The sequence below is a fragment of the Candidatus Steffania adelgidicola genome, assembly GCF_020541225.1.
Lineage (GTDB): Bacteria > Pseudomonadota > Gammaproteobacteria > Enterobacterales > Enterobacteriaceae > Steffania > Steffania adelgidicola.
Genome location: NZ_CP045889.1, coordinates 1,136,534 through 1,153,844, shown reverse-complemented (window position 1 = coordinate 1,153,844; position 17,311 = coordinate 1,136,534). Strand labels below are relative to the sequence as shown.

Annotated in this window: 12 protein-coding genes and 1 pseudogene; 4 read left to right on the top strand and 9 right to left on the bottom strand. The window is 40.7% G+C overall.

All coding sequences use genetic code 11. The features are described 5' to 3' along the window. Positions 1-3 precede the first annotated feature (3 nt). From skp to bamD, 9 genes are all read right to left on the bottom strand, one after another. Positions 4-501: a molecular chaperone Skp gene (gene skp / locus GFK82_RS03250; RefSeq protein ID WP_226810595.1), complete on the bottom strand. Its 498-nt coding sequence runs from the start codon at positions 499-501 to the stop codon at positions 4-6. Positions 502-612: 111 nt separating this feature from the next. Then, the gene (gene bamA, locus GFK82_RS03245; protein ID WP_226810592.1) at positions 613-3,039 is read right to left on the bottom strand and encodes an outer membrane protein assembly factor BamA; all 2,427 of its coding nucleotides are present in this window, start codon (positions 3,037-3,039) and stop codon (positions 613-615) included. A 37-nt stretch (positions 3,040-3,076) separates the two neighbouring features. Further along, positions 3,077-4,426, bottom strand: a complete 1,350-nt coding sequence (gene rseP / locus GFK82_RS03240) for a sigma E protease regulator RseP (protein WP_226810590.1) — start codon at positions 4,424-4,426, stop codon at positions 3,077-3,079. Positions 4,427-4,445: 19 nt separating this feature from the next. Then, positions 4,446-5,327 carry a phosphatidate cytidylyltransferase gene (gene cdsA, locus GFK82_RS03235; protein ID WP_226811299.1) on the bottom strand — a complete coding sequence of 294 codons (882 nt, stop codon included), beginning with the start codon at positions 5,325-5,327 and terminating at the stop codon, positions 4,446-4,448. Beyond that, positions 5,311-6,003 (bottom strand): polyprenyl diphosphate synthase, encoded by a 693-nt coding sequence (gene uppS, locus GFK82_RS03230; RefSeq protein ID WP_239025645.1) that lies wholly within the window; start codon positions 6,001-6,003, stop codon positions 5,311-5,313. Before uppS ends, cdsA begins: the two co-directional genes overlap by 17 nt. Positions 6,004-6,253: 250 nt before the next feature. Continuing rightward, positions 6,254-7,450, bottom strand: a complete 1,197-nt coding sequence (gene ispC, locus GFK82_RS03225; RefSeq protein ID WP_226810588.1) for a 1-deoxy-D-xylulose-5-phosphate reductoisomerase — start codon at positions 7,448-7,450, stop codon at positions 6,254-6,256. An 887-nt stretch (positions 7,451-8,337) separates the two neighbouring features. Further along, positions 8,338-9,744, bottom strand: coding sequence for an NADP-dependent phosphogluconate dehydrogenase (gene gndA / locus GFK82_RS03220; RefSeq protein WP_226810583.1), 1,407 nt, complete (start codon positions 9,742-9,744; stop codon positions 8,338-8,340). 723 nt (positions 9,745-10,467) lie between these two features. Beyond that, positions 10,468-11,634: a bifunctional chorismate mutase/prephenate dehydratase gene (gene pheA, locus GFK82_RS03215; RefSeq protein WP_226810581.1), complete on the bottom strand. Its 1,167-nt coding sequence runs from the start codon at positions 11,632-11,634 to the stop codon at positions 10,468-10,470. 139 nt (positions 11,635-11,773) lie between these two features. After that, on the bottom strand, positions 11,774-12,505 hold the full coding sequence (bamD, locus tag GFK82_RS03210) for an outer membrane protein assembly factor BamD (protein WP_226810575.1): 732 nt from the start codon (positions 12,503-12,505) through the stop codon (positions 11,774-11,776). A 130-nt stretch (positions 12,506-12,635) separates the two neighbouring features. On the opposite strand from bamD, the gene rluD reads away from it, so the two are divergent. From rluD to GFK82_RS03190, 4 genes and pseudogenes are all read left to right on the top strand, one after another. Continuing rightward, the gene (rluD, locus tag GFK82_RS03205) at positions 12,636-13,616 is read left to right on the top strand and encodes a 23S rRNA pseudouridine(1911/1915/1917) synthase RluD (protein WP_226811297.1); all 981 of its coding nucleotides are present in this window, start codon (positions 12,636-12,638) and stop codon (positions 13,614-13,616) included. Continuing rightward, complete coding sequence (locus GFK82_RS03200) at positions 13,613-13,765, top strand: hypothetical protein (protein WP_226810573.1); 153 nt, start codon at positions 13,613-13,615, stop codon at positions 13,763-13,765. Before rluD ends, GFK82_RS03200 begins: the two co-directional genes overlap by 4 nt. A gap of 27 nt (positions 13,766-13,792) precedes the next feature. Beyond that, on the top strand, positions 13,793-14,107 hold the full coding sequence (locus GFK82_RS03195; protein ID WP_226810571.1) for a hypothetical protein: 315 nt from the start codon (positions 13,793-13,795) through the stop codon (positions 14,105-14,107). A 433-nt stretch (positions 14,108-14,540) separates the two neighbouring features. Further along, positions 14,541-16,728: pseudogene (locus GFK82_RS03190) on the top strand (AAA family ATPase). Positions 16,729-17,311: the final 583 nt, after the last annotated feature.

The window sequence follows — 17,311 nt, the reverse complement described above, 5'->3', positions numbered from 1 at the left end:
GATTTATTTTACCTCTTTCAAAACATCAGCGGTGATGTCTTTTGTGTTGCTGGCATAAGCTACGACGTTAATATCTATCACTAGATCAAACCCTTCTTTACTGGCAACCGTTTTCACCACGCCTTGGATGTAGTGAAGAATTTTATTTCGTTCCTCAGTTTGCCGACGACGATTGTCCTGCTCAAATGCTTCTGCTTTGTGAGCAAATATTTCTCGCTGAGCTATAACGGATTTTTCTAGTGTATTGCGTTCGCTAACTTTCATGACAGCGGAATCTTGCTGAAGATGGCGTATTTTAGTTTGTAAATTGTGTTCCATAGACTGAAGTTCAGTAGCGCGGCCTTTAAATTCATTTTGCAGCTGTTTAGAAACTACAGCACGCTGTGGAGATTGCTGGAAAATTCTGGAGACGTTAACCACAGCGATTTTATCGCTAGCCTGCGAGGTAGCAGAGATGGTGAGTGATAAACCCAGGCCAGCGGCATACAACCAGTTGTTCACTATAAACTCCTTAACCACTATTAATATTTTATTAGAAAGAAAAACAACAGTAAAACGTTTTTAACGTATCTATCTCCCTGCTCCTTTCTTTGCACATCATCCCGTGTGATACTACCATGTTTTACCGATATTAAACTGGAACTGCTCAGACTTATCTCGTTTGTATTTCTTGAAGGGGTGTGCATAGGAAAATACCAAAGGCCCCATTGGCGACATCCATTGCAAAGCGATTCCACTGGAAACACGAAAATGTGCTAGATCATTATAGTTTGAGATATTTTTTGGGATGTTCATGCTGGGATACGGTCGGTTATGGTCCCATACGGTACCGGCATCTATAAAAAAGGAAGTACGCACTGAGTTTACATACTGCTCGTTCAGAAATGGCATTGGTATAATAAGCTCTGCGCTCGCAGTGGCCATCATATTTCCTCCAACAGCATCGCTGGATTGTTCCACTAAACAATCACTATAGCTAGTATTACTGTTATTACATTTATAATACGCAGCTTTTGGACCAATTGTATTAGCACGGAAACCACGCACGGTGTTAACTCCGCCGGCATAGAAGTTATCATAGAACGGGACCTCTTTACCTCCTAAACCAACGCCGTATCCAGTGCGCGTATGTGTCATAAGGACCCATTGTCCGGTCTTGCTGAGCGGAATGTAGTGAATAGCATCGAAGGTGATTTTATAATATTCGTTATCGGAACCAAGCATCGTTATCTTACCGGTTAAACCGACTCGTGAACCAGCAGTAGGAAAGTAACCGCGATCTAGGTTATTATAGCTCCATCCCATTGAGAAGAAGCAGTCATCGGCGCTAAAATCAGCATCGACATTTGCTTTGGTAGTGGTGACAACCTTGGGATTAATACCAATGCTCTTCAAATAGCGCCACATCGCCACCTGTGGTTCCATATTACTAAGATCGCCATGGACATAGTCCAGGCTAAAATTTAGTGAATGGTTTTCAGCAATCGGGAATCCTAGCGTGGTGCCCATACCATAGCTTCGCAGATTAAAATCTGAAAGGTCTGCATTATCGGCGTTAAAATCGTTATAGAAGATCTTGCCGCCTAAACTCACTCCATCTATCCCAAAGTATGGATCGGTTATCGATAGTTCGGTGTAGTTTTGGTAGTGGTTCTTAGTGCCGACTAAGTTGACAGAATTACCGGTTCCTAGCCAGTTATCCTGCTGGATACGAAATTGAAAGTTAATACCGCTCTCCGTTCCGAGGCCAACGCCGAGATTAATACTACCAGTATTTCGCTCTTTTACATTGTATACTACATCAACTTCATCTGATGAGTCGGGTACTGTCTGTATTTTAGTATCTACAGTTTCAAAGTATCCGAGACGGTTAAGGTGCTCTTTACCTTGTTCAACAAGATCACTACTAAGCGAGGTACCTTCTATTTGTCGCATTTCACGTCGTAGGACGGAATCCTTAGTGATATTATTTCCATCAAAGCGCAGGTGGCGAACATAGAATCGATTTCCTGCGTCTACGTTTATGTGAAGCGTGATCGTTTTATTTGTATCATTAATTTCTGCTTGAGTTTCGATACGTCGATAGGGATAACCATAACGATCTAACAATTTCTTAATATCATTTTCTATCTTGGTGATTTGAGCACCATTGTAAAGTTCTCCTAATCGCAGCTTGGACAGCTGCTCTATTTCGTTGGAGTGGCCTGCCATATTCCCGTTAATGACTATGTTGGATAGTGTATATTGATCACCTTCAGTGATGTTGAGGGTGATATAGATGTTGTTTTTATCAGGGGTCAGGTTAATTTGTGTAGAATTAATATGGAAACAGGCATATCCGTGATTAAGGTAAAAATTACGTAGGGTTTCTAGATCTTGAATAAGCTTTGTTTTTTGATACATGCGATTGGTGATCCGGTTCCACCACGACATCGAATCACGTAGCTGAAAGTGTGAAATCAGTTCATCGGTAGTAAAGAAATTGTTTCCGATAATATTGATTTTTTGAATCTTAGCGGAGATACCTTCGGTAAAGATTAACTTTAAAGAAACGCGGTGACCTGGGAGAGGTGTAATTACGCTTTTAACTATAGCACCGTATTTACCTATATTATAGTAGAAGTTCTGCAGTTCCTGTACGAGATTAGAAATTATCGCACGGTCGAGTGCCTCTCCGATCTGGATACCTTGACTCTCTAAGTTTTTCTTGAGTAGCTCCGTTTTTATTGATTTATTGCCGAAGAAGGTGATACTAGCAATAGTCGGGCGTTCTTTAACTTGGATGAGAAGTGAATCTCCGTCACGAAGTATTCGGACATTTTCAAAGTTATGGGTGGCAAAGAGTTTTCGGATAGTATTGCTAATGTCTTTATCAGTTGCTATGTTGCCGATATGGATAGGGACGCTGAGTAGCGCTGTATTGACAGCGATCCGTTGTAGTCCTTTAAAATGAATATCCTTCACTAGGAACCCGTTTGCACCGTATACGGTGGCGCTACTAAGCAGTAGCGACGATATAAGTAATGTTTTTATCGCCATCGTTGTGATTCGTTCTTCCTAACATAATAAAAGGCCTTTATAGCCTACAGAAATCGTTGAAAAGAGCCATACCCATTAGTAATACCAGTAAAATCGAGCCGATACGGTAACTAAAATCTTCTACTCGTTGGGATACCGGAGTTCCTTTAAGCTTTTCTATGGATAGAAAGAGTAAATGGCCACCATCTAGTACGGGTAGGGGAAACAGATTTATAATCCCTAAATTGATGCTGATAAGCGCTAAAAACATCAGATAATAAATCAGACCGTATTCTGCTGATAGTCCTGCACCTTGGGCAATTGAAAGCGGCCCACTTAAATTATTTAGTTTCACCTCTCCGGTCAGTAATTTCCCTAACATCCTGACTGTTAGGTGCATTATCTGCCAGGTTTTTTCGCTAGCCTGGATTGGAAGCAGACCGTATCGCCGCATAATTTTATACTTTTCGGGTAGCGGGATGATTTTCGGCATAACTCCAGCGAATCCTTCTCTTTCTCCGTTTCCCAATACTTTGCTATCAGGCTGTAGAGTAATATCTATCGCGATACCTCTTCGTTCAATATTGACACAGATTGCCTGCCCGGGATTGTCGCGTATCTGGGTAACAAATAACCGCCATTCGGTGACTGGCTGGCCATTAACTGTAAGGATTTTATCACCGGCTTGTAAACCGGCTCTCATTGCAGCAGAACCCAGTTGCACTTTGCTAAGTACCGGCTCGATACGTGGACCGAGGGGAATTATACCTAGTGAGATGATAGCATCGTCCTTATTTGGCTCGAACTTCCAATGACGCAAATCAAGAGTTTTTTTTGTACTCTTGACGGTGCCGAAGGGTGTCAAAGTTACTGTTGTATGACCATGTCCAATCTTATCGAGGAGCTGCAAGCGCACTGAATCCCAATCAGGTGTGTCAATGCCATCCACTAACTTCACTTCCATTCCGGGAGAAATTTCAGCCTTTGCGGCAATGGAATTAGGGGCTACTTCGCCGATAATTGGTCGATAGCTTGGCACGCCAATTAGAAATACTAACCAGTAGGCAAAAATAGCGAATAGGAAGTTAAATATTGGCCCAGCAACAATAATTACCGTACGTATCCAGATACTCTTACGATTAAAAGCTTCATTTCGACGATGGGGTTCGACAGTATCTACTCGATCATCCAGCATTTTGACATAGCCGCCTAGGGGAATGGTAGCGATAATATATTCAGTACCTCGCTTATCACATCGTCGCCACAATGTTCGACCGAAACCGATTGAAAAACGTTCTACTCTTACACCACAGCATCGCGCGATCCAAAAATGACCAAATTCGTGCACTGTGATTAAAATTCCCAGCGCAACAATAAACGCAGTAAGATTCCATAAAAAGTGTAGCATAAGTTCTTCCAGTTACGACTCAGATGGCATGAAAGGTTAAAAACATTAGACAGATGAACACCGGCACTGCCGCGGTTAGACTATCGATACGATCTAAGATGCCGCCATGGCCAGGGATGACATACCCGCTATCTTTAATACCTGCCTCCCGTTTAAACATACTTTCAGTTAAATCACCCAGCATTCCTGCTATTATTGAGATAATAGAGGAAAGAAATAATGCATGTAGTTCGGCATGAATAGGAGAATATTTTTTGAAAAAACAAGTGATTACAACAGAAGTAATCAATCCACCTATCACGCCTTCCCAGGTTTTTCTGGGGGAGATTGTTTGTGCTAACTTGTGACGGCCAAACATGCGTCCAAATATATAGGCGCCGGAATCAGCACTCCATACTAGTACCATGACATACAATACCCACCAGGCACCACTGAAATGGTTAATGTCATAATGATATTGGCGTAGTGCCAGCATGCCCCAGAAAAAAGGCAGAATAGTTAAGAGACCAAATATTAGGCGCAGTAGGCGCGATTTTCTCCAGAATCTAGCAGAGCAGGGATAGCATAATAGCAGTATTAGTGCCGATATCCACCAGCCAAGTGCTGTCCATAGGGTGTATTTAGCCTGCCAGAGACTCAAGAATGGCCGGGATGGCGATATCCTGAGGCTTATAAAAGCAAGAAAAAAACCGAAAATAATGGCAAGCCATATGCGCTGACTTAGAGAGGTGAGTCCCGCTAACCGACCCCATTCCCAGGCGCTTAACATACATACCAAGAGGATGAGACAGACAAATCCCATGAGTGGTAATAAAAACAGTGCGGCGGTCACTATGGGTATAAGGATAACGGCAGTAATCAGGCGATACTTTAGTAACCTGTGTTTAAGATGTATTCGCATCATGAGGTGTAATTCTACCAAATCGCCGCTCACGTTGAGCAAAAGCATTTAGCGCAGTTTCAAAAACAGCGTCATTAAAATCTGGCCATAACACGTCAGTAAAAAATAACTCGGCATAGGCAATCTGCCACAGCAAAAAGTTACTGATGCGATATTCCCCTCCCGTGCGGATGACCAAATCTACAGGGGCCAGTTCACTCATACAAACTACCTGGCATAAATCGTCTTCATTTATTTCTTCGGGATGTAGTCTCCCCTCTTTTACTCGGGTAGCAAGTTTCCTGACTCCCTGAATTATATCCCAACGTCCACTATAATTTGCAGCAATATTTAGAGTTAATCCTTTATTCTTAGAGGTTAGGGACTCGGAGCGACGAATAAGTTCTTGCAGACGTATCCCGAATCGAGAAGTATCACCGATAATCCGTAGTCGAATCTTATGGTGGTGCAAGCTTTTAATTTCGTTGTCTAGAGATCGCACAAACAGCTCCATCAGTGCAGATACTTCCTGGTTGGAACGGTTCCAGTTTTCGCTGCTGAAAGCGTACAGTGTTAGTGCCTTAAAACGATGGATAACAGCAAAACTTACAGCGCTTCGGACTGCTTTAACGCCGGCTTGGTGACCGAAAATACGTAACTTTTGTTGGTTTTTTGCCCATCGACCGTTTCCGTCCATAATAATAGCTACATGGTGTGGTTGTGACGTTTGTTGACTTTTAGATGATATCACGCTTAGGTATTACCTCACTAAGAATACCGTCGTATGACGGGAATGGCGTGAAGCGAACTTGTAAGAAACTGTTTTTGTACCACACTTATGACTAATTTTATCCGAAAAGCTAATTATTACTGGGATAAGTAGCGCTGACTATATCATTTTTCTGGTCGTTAAACAAATTACCTGTTAAGGAATTGTATACGACGGGTTACCATCTATAATAATTGATGTTATGGTGAGCAATTTTTCTCGCTTGGCTATCGATATACAATACTTCTTCTACGCTATCTGGTTCGGGCAAGTCACCGTGATCTAGCACTCGTCGGTTAATAGAAGCAATATCAGTGAAACGGATATCCCCGCGCAAAAATGCTGTCACTGCAATTTCATTGGCGGCATTAAGTGTAATAGTTGCCGATTGCCCCCGTTGACTGGCATCGATAGCTAGCTGGAGACAGGGATAACGATTTATATCCGGTTGCTCGAAGCTTAACGCGCTAAGACTTAAGAAATCTAGAGGCGGTACACCTGATGGGATCCGTTCAGGATAGGATAGGGCATGAGCGATCGATGTGCGCATATCTGGTGAGCCTAATTGTGCTAGGATACTACCGTCAGTATAGCGTACCATTGAGTGGATGATGGATTGAGGATGCAGCAGTACTTCTATTTGCTCAGCGGCAGCATTAAACAACCAGCGTGCCTCGATATATTCCAGTCCTTTATTCATCATGGTGGCGGAATCTACTGAGACTTTAGGCCCCATTGACCAATTTGGATGCGCACAAGCTTGTTTAGGAGTCATCATAGCTAGGTCAGTTAGCGATGTTTGGCGGAATGGGCCGCCTGAACCGGTTAAAATGAGGCGCCACACGCCATATTCAGATAAAGAAGCGTAACCTAATCTTTTCTGTAGTGGTTCTGGTAAACTCTGAAAAATTGCGTTGTGTTCACTGTCTACTGGCAGTAATATGGCCTGATGACGATGTGCTTCTTTCATAAGAAGTTGCCCGCAGATAACGAGGGATTCTTTATTAGCTAGTAATACTCGTTTACCACTACGTAATGCCGCTAGTGTTGTTTCTAATCCGGCTGCTCCGGCAATACCAGCCATTACAGTATCTACCTCATCTAGCGCCGCTAGCTCGCATGCAGCCTGAGATCCGGACAATACTGTAGTCGCGGATCTGGCCGCGGTCAAGTTGTTCTTCAGTGTTTGCGCTGAAGCCGCGTCCGTCATACAGGCGTAGCTGGGTCGGAAAGCTAAGCATTGTTCAGTCATGAGGGTGTCGCTATTTCTGGCCACAAGGGCGCATACTCTGAATTTTTCTGGATTGCACTTAACCACCGATAATGTATTAATCCCAATAGAACCAGTACTTCCGAGAATTGTCAAATTTTTCATGAATTTACTTTGCATCTTGTGCTAGGATATAAAAAGGAGGTTTAATCTGAGTCGTTGTTGCCATTTTGTTTATGTTGGCTCAGATTTTTACTCAAATTTATGGATTGGATATATTGTACATTTTTAAAAACACACTGATAGATAATATTAATGTTATCTGTCAGTGTTTTGGCGATACAGATAGGATAAATATGATAAGTATATAATCTCAAAAAGTTAGTGGTTTTATATAAAACAAATAGAAAAGTAATCTTATTTCTTCTACATACTTAACGTGGTTCACTATATATCAAACCATTATTCACATGATAATAAGTAATTTAAAGTACAAAAAAGAATGCTCTGTCAGCCTTAAAATTAGGTGTGATGTTGTTCTCTCCTTGAGAAAGATTATAGTAAAGTATATGGTTCACTCCTTGAACCCCCTTCTATCTTCTGAAGATAGAAGAAAAATAGCCTTGATTATGCCGTTCGCATTGTGTTCCATTCGACATGGAATCATAGTTCATCGCACAGACTTATTTAAAATAAAGTATATTACGTGCTAGGTTTAATGCGATCTCATTAAACCCCCCTATTCTTTTTGATATGAAAGAGATATCAGCGGCGCACATGAGATTGTAGCGGGTGTCGGAAGATGTGCGCCTCAATCTTATTTAGATTGCATCCTAATTATAAAATTCCTGTAGTTTTGATTACTTTAAGCTACAGTAGTAAAACTAAAATACTATGGTTTTATCTTGATGCTTCTTTAAAAGAAGCATTTTACGCACAGAAAAAATCGGGCGATATTTTTTGTCTAAGTGTTCAGGGGATCAATCAGTATTATTTATATCCTAAATTTTTCCAATTAGGTATTGACCATGCCCTAGCGTTTCCAGGTATATTTATTCCTGCCATTCTGTATGAAAAACTCCTTCTTTATCAATGCGTTTATAAGTATGAGCGCCAAAATAGTCACGTTGGGCCTGAATTAAGTTGGCTGGTAAAACAGCAGATCGATAGCTGTCGTAGTAAGCTATAGCCGCGGAAAAGGTTGGTGTTGGGATACCGTTTTTTACTGCATATATCACTATATCTCGCAGGGCGTTCTGATAGAGAAAGCTGATCTCTTTAAAATACGGTGCAAGCAATAGGTTGGTGAGTTCTGGTTCCTGAGTATAGGCATCGGTGATTTTTTGAAGAAACTGGGCTCGGATAATGCAGCCTGCACGAAAGATTTTCGCAATTTCGCTGTAATTTAGATCCCAATGGTTTTCTTCTGAGGCGGCTCTTAGCTGCGAGAACCCTTGCGTATAGGAAATAATTTTACCTAAATAAAGTGCGCGTCGTACTTTTTCGATAAAACTCTTCTTATCGCCGTTGAAGACTTTCGGCTTGGGGCCGGTGAGCACTTTTGATGCCGCTATTCGCTGTTGTTTCAGGGACGACAGGTAACGGGAAAACACTGCTTCAGTGATAAGACTCAGTGGTTCACCTAAGTCTAAAGCGCTCTGGCTAGTCCATTTACCAGTTCCCTTATTAACCGCTTCATCGAGGATGAGATCCACTAGAAAATGGCCTTTCTCATCTTGCTTGGTGAGTATAAATTTAGTAATGTCAATTAAGTAACTATTTAGTTCACCTTGATTCCATATGCGAAAAATGCTAGCTAGTTGCTCATTATTTAAGTTTAATGTGTTTTTTAGTAACGCATAAGCTTCAGCAATGAGCTGCATATCGCCATATTCAATACCGTTATGAACCATCTTAACGTAATGTCCCGCGCCATTGGGCCCGATATATGTCACACAGGCTTCGCCATTGGCACGTGCGGCAATTTTTTCTAGAATCGGAGCGGCAAGCTCGTAAGCTCTTTTCTGTCCACCAGGCATAATCGATGGTCCTTTCAGTGCCCCCTCTTCCCCACCGGATATACCGGTACCTATAAAGTTGATCCCTGTTTTTGACAATTCATGGTTACGGCGAATGGTGTCTTTATAATAAGTATTACCGCCGTCAATGAGGATGTCGTCTTTCTCTAAAAAAGGTTTCATTGATTCAATGATATGATCAGTGGCTTTTCCGGCCTTAACCATTAACAGAATTTGACGAGGTTTCTTGAGTGAATTGACAAATTCCTGCATGGTATAATGGGGTGTTAAATTTTTTTCTGGATTTTCAGCGATTACTAAATCTGTTTTTTCACGGGACCGGTTAAAAATAGATACGCTATAACCGTGGCTTTCAATGTTAAGTGCCAGGTTTCGTCCCATTACCGCCATACCGACAACGCCTATCTCTTGTTTTGACATAAAGTTACTCCGAATTGTAAAAACAGTTTCCCTCCACTACCGTGAGGTGCGTGGATTGAGATATAGATTATATCTCAACCTATACCGGTGTCTATGTGGTAGTGATGGGTGCGATAGAAATGTTAAGTTTTCTTCTTAACTCTATTTTCACTGAAAAAAAGAAACCCTTTTAAGAGGCTGGACTGTATCAAGCGACTTTAACAACATCGAATTCATATCTCTTACTAGACCTCTTGTTGGGGGAAGGGAAAGAGGCTATATAAATGTCTTGTATGAGTAATGGTCTATTAATTTTTTAGAGTTCATCTATTAATGTTTTAAAATATACATTTATAAAACTATTAGACAATGAAACTTTATTCAAGCTTTTTCCCTATAAAATAAATAGCAATTCTTTTCTCGAGATAAGAAGTTTTGACTTGTTTTATTTAAGATAAGAAGAATTAAAAAATTTTTAAAAAAGTTGTGTACAGTGTAAAAATTTTCTGACGTGATCAATAGAAAATTACTTTATGATATTTTGCTGTATTCGATTAATCATGTGGTAAATAAGAAAGAGAGCCGGTAAATAAAACCATTTGATTTCAATCCATTACATGTTGTTTTTACCACAGACTTTTTAAAAGAATAAAAAAATGCCCGATGAGATAATCGATACTATATAGATATCTGTAATTTTATGCAATCTAACATTATTTAATGTTACCCCCCGTAAGTAAAACGTTAAAATACTGGGGGCACTAGATCTATCGGTTTCGCATTCTCGATCGGGTAACAACCTAATACTTTTAGAGAACTTGTAATTGCCTGTAGTTCAAGAAGCGCTTTTTGCATTTTTACACTACGTAAATTAGCTTGTACATCGATATAAAACATTTCTTCATGCGTATTACCATGTATCGGTCTAGATTCGAGTCGTATCATCACAATACCATGAGTCCGCAGTATTAAAAGTGTTTCGAGCAGGATGCCAGACTGTTGACTGGTTATCATAAGCAGTGTGGTTTTTGCTGGAATTTGCTCAAGTACATTAATGGCTTTACGTGCTAGCACGATAAAACGTGTTTGATTATGCTGTTGATTAGCTAGATTATTTTCGAGCACTAATAGATTATATAAGGTTGCACCTTGACTACTACCTAATGCGGCGACGTTAGGGCGATTTAATTGTGCTACTTTTTCCATGGCGTCTGCAGTGCTTTCGCAGTATTCAAATTTCCAATGTTGAAAACGATCTAGAAACTGGCTACATTGCTGAAAAGGTTGTTGATGACTGTAGATGATTTCGATATGATCGAGGGTTGTATTGCCGCTGACGAGTATGCAGTGATCAATGGGGATTGTGATTTCGCCAACTAAAGATAACTGGGTATACTGCAGCAGATCATGCACTTCATTAATCGAGCCCGAACTGCTATTTGTAATGGGGAGAATACCATATTCTGCTTTACCAGTTTCTACTGATTTTATGATATCGGAGAAGTTTCGACAATCATATTCTACCACCTGTTTAAAATGGCGCGCACTATATTGTAGTGTCGCCAGGTGAGAATAAGAATATTTCGGTCCAAGAAAAGCGATTTTTACTGAACGCGGTTGCTGATTGAGAGTGGACTGCAGCAAAGCCTGCTGTATTAATACCGAATCTTCAATAATAATTTGAAAGAGTTGGGTAATGTAGAATCTGTCTAGATCAAGTTTGTCACCTTCTATGAATAAGCGTTTTAGCAATTCGCGTTCTCGCTCTATATCGCGGATAGGCTGCTGAGTGGTTATTTTGCTGCGTGCGATGTCTAGTGTTAGACCACGTCTTTCCTTTAGTAATAATAGTAATTGAAGATCTAGTGCGTTAATCTGATCGCGCAACGTGAATAACGTATTATTATACATAATGTAAGTTACCTCTTATTCGATATAATCGCTTTTTATTTTAGTAGGTTACTCTGTTTTTCTGTGACCGTCTCTTATCGAGAAACGCCAACCCTCAACTAAAAGAAGCGAGTAATGAAGCCTCATCATTTGCAGCCGATTAAATTGGATTCACTGCAATAATTTTTGTAACTTTATCTTTTTGAATATTAAGCTGCAATTCCTGGTAGGCATGTTCCATGTAAGGTAGTGCTAGGCGTGTTTCCTGTGTATCAGGAAAATCACGTAGCATTTCCTCAACGCGCTTATTGACTGCGAAATAGGCGCCACGTTTGAAGTAGTACTCTACTATAGCCAGTTTATGTCTGGCTAGCCGGTGTTTGAGATAAACCAGACGTTTAATGGCATCGGGGGCATACTGGCTCTTTGGATACCCACGAATTAACTGGATAAAATCACGAAATGCAAGGCGGGCATACTCCGGGTTGCGATCGGCACGGTTTACACCAAAGAATTCTTGCAATGGGTTTTCATCTAGTGCCATATGAGTTAAGCCTTGCATGTAGAGTACATAGTCAATATTGGGGTGGATAGGATTCAGCCGAAGAAAACGATCGATAGACGATTGCATGAGTAGTAGATTACTGGATTTATAGCTGGCATAAATCAAGTCAAGTTGAACCTGTTGTGTGTAGGGACCGAACGGATAGCAATTATTCAGCACCTCAAGCTCCTTGATGGCGGCATTATAATTACCGTCATGTAGTTTTTGCTGAGCAGATGCATACATCTGGAATGCTGAAAGATCAGGAACAGTATTTTTTTTATTAGAGCAACCCGCCAATAGTAGGCTGAGTGTGATGGCTGACAAAAGATATTTCATCTGCAACATGACGTTGTGATTATCCTTAAAGTATCTCTCCTAGAGATTATTTATTTGATTCCCGGATGGGACGGCTATGGTAAAATACTATTTTAAACGGAATTGTCGTGAAAACCTAATATTACCGAACATATATTATATGGAAAAGTATCAACATTTCACCGGAACGGTGAATACACTACGAGTTAGACAACGATTAGATCAAGTGTTAGTGCAATTATTGCATGATTGTTCACGAACGCAGATTAAAGCCTGGATACTTGACGGTTTAGTAAAGGTGAATGGACGGATTATAACATTACCAAAAGAAAAAATATTTGGTGGTGAAACCGTTGAGGTATGTGTAATTGTCAAAAAAGTACTACGGTGGGAACCACAAGCCATCCGATTAAATATTATTTATGAAGACGATCATATTCTTGTGATCAATAAAGCAAGTGATTTTGTAGTACATCCCGGTGCAGGTCACGAGAATGGTACTGTATTAAACGCTTTGCTGGATTATTTCCCTCCCATTGCGGAGGTTCCTCGGGTAGGGATCGTGCATCGTCTAGATAAAGACACAACAGGTTTAATGGTAGTAGCCAAAACAGTGCTAGCTCAAAATCGCCTCAGTAGATCACTACAAGCGCGGGAAATTACCCGAGAATATGAAGCGGTTGCTATTGGCCACATGATTTCTGGGGGCACTGTGGATAAGCCGATCGCTCGTCACCCCATTCAGCGAACTCACATGATGATACATCCGACAGGTAAGCCGTCAGTAACGCATTATCGCGTTATGGAGCACTTTCGCGCTCATACTCGCCTACGCCTTCGACTTCAAAGTGGCCGAACCCATCAGATTCGCGTGCATATGGCGCATATTAATCACCCACTAGTGGGTGATCCAATTTATAAAAAGCGTCCAAGACTGATTAAGGGGGCTTCTGCATCTTTTAACGAAGCGCTGTATCATTTCAATCGTCAGGCATTACATGCCACTCTCTTAAAACTTTGCCATCCTATTACGACAATTAATATGGAATGGCGTGTCCCTCTTCCACAAGATATGGTGGCACTAATCGCTGCATTGAAAGCGGATACAGAAATGTTGAAAATTCACATGAATTGCCTATGAGTCGGCTTATTCAGCCCAATTGGCATGCGCCAGCCCTGGTTCGTGCTTGTTGCAGTACGAGTTGTATGGGTGGTATAAGCAAGCAGGCAGCGCCTGGGGCTTCACGTAATCTGAGCAACCATGTTAAAGACGCTCCTTGTACCGATTAAGAAAATTGTTTATAATTAAAGGTAAAAGTGAATTTCCCTATGTATCCTGACTCGATAAGTCAGGTGCATCGTACTGATGTGGTGGTGTTAAATAGCGCATCTCTTCCCTCACCTCTCGGAGGTGCGCTCCATACCCCAACATGCAGTCAGATCTACGCTGTCCTGACTACAGATGGTTACCGGTGCTGTTTTATAAGCATAGAAGGCGAGAAGTTGCGGCAGCGCATGCTGGATAATGAGCGTTATGCGCTGGCGTATTATATCTACATTCAATACCTTTCAGGCATTGAATGTAGATATTGTATTCTGACTAGAATTTGGTATTGGATAAAAGGTATTTGAAGTGGACCGTAAAGTGAAAGACGTGTGTACTCGCCATGATGTTAAATCCATAAGTACATTTTTCTCCAGGATGGGGAAAATCTAGCGAATCTTTATCCACGGTATATTTTCGGCTAAGACTAGCTAGAATCCGCAGTATATATAATGGGAAATATTGTACTATACAGGAAAGTAACTCTTGTTGCTCCTCTAGTTGAGAGGGCATTACCGAACGTATGGTGATTTTAGTCTGGCTAGCAGCATGGGTCTTTGTAAGATTCATTAAAATAAATAGGAATGTTTTTCTAGTTTATTGAAGATAATATCTTTACAGTATCAAAATACGATCTTGTTTGCTCATCCAGAGTGATAATTTCCATTAAGAATTGGAAGAATGATGTGTTTAGACCGTCTTATCAACACATTCCAGGTTGCTCTCGCTGATGTTTAGTCCATGGCTCTTCGATTCAATCATCAATTTGTTGAACCAGTACATGTGATGAGAGCCCTACTTAACCAAGCGAGTGGGACTGTGCGTCCGCTACTGCAATCCGGCAAAGTTAATATAACGCTGATTACCCAGGCAGTTCAGGAAACCTGCAAGCAGATGACGAAAGTAGAAGATAGCAAAAAAAATATGTATAGCGTTCTCAAGATTTTCTGTGTGTTTTAAATTTATGTGACAAATTACCACAAAAAAGTGCTACGACAGCGACGATTAAGTAGGTCATTAAGAAAATGCGCGCGAATGAAAAATTTAAGCATGTTGGAGAAGACAATCAACGCCAAGTCCTGAAAAAGTTCACTATTGATCTAACTACCCTCGTTAAACAGGGTACACTCAGTCTTGTTATTGGTCGCGATAAAGAGATTCGCCGTACTATTCAAATTCTTTAGCGCTGCACTAAAAATAATCCAGTCCTCGTTCGTGAACCCGGGGACTGGGGGGGGAACGTTTTTTAAGGGGTTAGCGTACGTATTGTTCCCAGAAAAGTTCCCAAAAGCTTAAAAATAAGCGGGTATTATCGCTAGATATGGGATTAATGGTAGCGGGTGCGACATATCGTGGTGAATTCGAAGAGAGACTGAAAAGTGTATTAACTGATATTTTGCAGCAGCATAGGAATGCGATTTTATTTATCGATGAATTGCATACCAGTATAGGCTCTGAAAAGGCCAATGGTAATATACTTTAACCTGCTTTTTCGCATGGTTAACTAGACTGTGTAGGCGCACACTTAATAAGTATCGTGGATTTATTGAGCAAGATTGGGTATTGGAACGGCGTTGTTACAAGGTCTTGGTCGCCGAACCAAATGTAGAGGATATAATTACTATTCTGGACGGATTAAAAGAACGTTATGAGTTGCATTACTATGTACGGATTTTAAATTTAGCCATCGTTATATTCCTGGTCGGCAATTGCTAGACTAGGCGATCGATCTTATCGATAAAGTTGCGTCTAGTATTCGTATGGAAACAATTCCAAGCCAGAAGAGGTCAATCGGTTAGAACGCCGAATAATGCAGTTGAAGCTGGAAGAATGGGCGATAAAGAAAGAAACGGATGATGCGAGTATTACAAGATTCATTACATTTCATGAGGAAGTCAGACAAAAAGGGTGTGATTGTGCGAAACTTGAAAAGGAATATAAATCAGAGAAATCCGCGTTATTAAGAAACCGGAATTGGGAAAACGGCGTGCGGCAACTCAATCTGAAGGAACAATCCTACGTCTACTGTGTAATCGCGTAACTGATATTAAGATTGAGGAAGTGCTAGCTCATTGGACTGGGATCCCTATTGCGCGGTGTTTGAAAACGAGCAAGTAAAATTAATGCGTATAGAGCCAGATTTACATAAGCAAGTGATGGGGGAGAACGAGGCGTTAGAAGTGGTTTCTAATGCTATGCGAAGTAGTCGTGCCGGTGTCTTTCAGATCTTAATTGCCTAATCGGTTTCTTTATCTTTCTGAAGCCGACTGGGGTAGGGAAAACAGAGTAATGCAAAGCGCTAGGCACGTTCTTGTTTGATAGGCGATAATGCTATGATCGTATCGATATATTAGAATTTATGGAAACATATTCGATATCACAGTTGATAGGTGCTCCTTCTTGGTATGTTGGTTATGAAGAAGAGGGTATTTAACAGAGGCGATACGCCGTCGTCCTTATTCTGTATGTATTTAATCTTTTATAATAAATATTAGATGACGGTTGTCTCGCAGACGGTCAGGGACATACGGTGAATTTTCGTCATACCGTAATAATAATCATCATAACCTAAAATTCTGCCTCAGACCTTATCCAGCAGCGCTTTGATCCAATAAACGAAGAAATAAAGGATATAGTGCTGGATGTGGTAAGATATCATCTTCAATTAGAGTTGATTAATCGTGTAGATGAAGTTATAGATTTTTTATTTGCTGAACTATAAACATCTCGTTGAGATTATGCAGATTCAGTTAAAGAGTCTATACCGCGTTTTTCCGATCAAGGTGATAGTATCACGCTCAGTAACTCAGTGCTACTTGGGCTAAGTAAAGTTAGCTTTGATGCTGACTATGGCGCTCGTCCATTGAAACGTTCAATTCAGCAAAAGATCACAAATCCGTTATCGCAGTAGATCTTATCCGAAGAGTGATTACCAGATAGGTCTATCAGACTGGATGTACGAGACGATCATATTGTGTGGTTGGTCAGTAAATTTTCTACGCCTGAATCGAGAAGGGGTAATATGGTTGCGCGCTCTGAGCGAGATAGGTTTGACTTCGTATCAAGTCTTCATAGGCTAAAATAGCGATTTAGTGTATAGTATTCGCCATTGGACTACTTAATCTTCATTAGGGAAGATGGTATGTTTTCATCACCTCGTGATCTCTATCAGTTGATGGAAGCACGGATTTTTAGAAGAGATAGAAAATTTAATAAGGCATCATGAATCCTGGATATCTTTAATAAGATATTATTAAGATCAGTTTTACACTACATGAGAGATGTATGACCACATGAGTACCTTATTAGAAGGTTACTGGTAAGCTATAAGAAAGTAATTATCTGTATATCAGTCTTGTTAAAATATCTGAGATTGTTTTCCTTGTTTTTAATAACTCAACGAAAAGGTTAAGATATTAAGTAAATATAATTTGCTACTATTATGGATATGATGACAGACGGGAAAAGGCGAATAGAGTCATGAGTCTTCCTCCTGCAGTAAAAGGTTTGTA